Annotated in this window: 2 protein-coding genes; both read left to right on the forward strand. The window is 43.1% G+C overall.

The genetic code is table 11. From position 1 onward, the window contains the following. Positions 1-1,202 precede the first annotated feature (1,202 nt). Complete coding sequence (locus F6K53_RS39930) at positions 1,203-1,361, forward strand: hypothetical protein (protein WP_293072597.1); 159 nt, start codon at positions 1,203-1,205, stop codon at positions 1,359-1,361. 53 nt (positions 1,362-1,414) lie between these two features. Then, on the forward strand, positions 1,415-1,720 hold the full coding sequence (locus tag F6K53_RS39935; RefSeq protein WP_293085581.1) for a hypothetical protein: 306 nt from the start codon (positions 1,415-1,417) through the stop codon (positions 1,718-1,720). Positions 1,721-1,758: the final 38 nt, after the last annotated feature.

Here is a 1,758-nt window from a genome sequence, read left to right on the forward strand (position 1 = left end):
TTTTCTCTTATTAGCTGATCAATAATCAACTCGATTTAGTTCTCGTATCACTTCTACTAACCTTGAATATAACATCAGGAATAATTTCATTTTTGTATTTATTTAATTTCAAAATATTTTTTAAAAAGTTATTATTATTGATGGAATTAATATATGTTTAATTTATAAATTAGTGGAGGTAAAAATTACTGAATTTTAGGGAGTAGGGAGTAGGGAGTCAGGAGTCAGGAGTCGGGGTAACAAACTTGAATATATCTCATAAGTATGGAAAACACTATATTTATTTGAACGCTATCAAATAAAAAAAAGGGAGTAGGGAGTAGGGACTAAGGCCGTAGGCCACGCTTTAGGGCTTTGCCCAACCCTGCGCGTTAGCCTAGCGTGGCCTACGGCCAAACGCCAACGGAGCAGGAATGCATCGCTCTAGCATGCATGCCTTTTGCCTTTTGCCTTAAAAAAATCAGCAATTTCGCTTACTCGTCATGAAAATTGCTATACAGCGTTTTTCATAACTATTAGGTTCGCTTGACCCATTCGGAGGCGATTAGTTAGTGACTGTAGGAATAACGTTTATTCTCTTACAGCGTTTTTCCTAACTATTAGATGCCCTTGACCTTGGCGAATTTAATTCGCCACAAGTCGCACCTGAGGTAAACAGAATTTTTCCCTATTCCCTATTCCCTATTCCCTGTTCCCTGCTCCCTATTCCCTGTTCCCTACTCCCTACTCCCTATTCCCTACTCCCTACTCCCTATTCCCTATTCCCTACTTCAGAAGAATCCTGTAGGGAATAATCCTGATAACTACCCCAAGACCAGTATTAAGGATAGAGGTCTATTAACTTAGTCTATTAAGTTAGTTCCCTGTCGGGGGGTTTTAGGGACTGAGGCCGTGGGCCACGCTGCGCGAACGCTAACGGATCAGCAAAGAAGTAAAAAATCGGTGTGTGTACCTGATTAATACGAGAATTGCTATATAAGTAGTAACTATAAGCTGATCGGCATTTAAATTGGTTATTCCCCATTCCCTGTTGCCTGTTTCCTTTGACAAATTTAGGTATCCTAATCTAAATGGTGAACAGCTTAAAGTAACTATAAAGTAACTATAAAGTAACTATAAAGTAACTATAAATAGTGTTGAATGTTCAAAAACTATTGGTAACAGTTCAACATTAGACCTCTTGCAAAAGTAGTTTTCTGATAGTGTTTGTCTCAATTATTGTCCACTGTTCCCATATCCGCTGTTCCCTGTTCCCGACAACTGCCGCGAAGTCTATTATTGCTAAGACAAAACTAACAGCTGCATCTCCTAAAAGCTCTTTGACCTGGTGGGTGGAACGGGCATCTTTTAGGTACCCTTGACCCATTAAGAATTAAATTCGCGTAGCGGTGCGCGCCTCCAAGGGCGCGAGGGATTGCTCGCGCCCTTGGGTCGCACCTTTCGGCAAAGCCGATGCGGGGTGCGTTCGGGTCGCACCTGTGGAACGGGCATCTTGGTGGAACGGGCATCTTGGTGGAACGGGCATCTTGGTGGAACAGGCATCTTGGTGGAACGGGCATCTTGGTGGAACAGGCATCTTGGTGGAACGGGCATCTTGCCCGTATCCTCCCTCGGGGGGCTGTCCCGATTCCCGACTCCCGATTCCCGATTCCCGATTCCCTACTCCCTACTCCCTACTCCCTACTCCCTATATTGGAATTTGTTGAAATCCATCAAATAATCCCATGTTTAAAGCCTTAGTACTGATTCCCGTGTCAG

Origin of the sequence: Moorena sp. SIO4A1, assembly GCF_010672065.1 — a bacterium.
In the GTDB taxonomy this organism is placed as follows: Bacteria; Cyanobacteriota; Cyanobacteriia; order Cyanobacteriales; family Coleofasciculaceae; genus Moorena.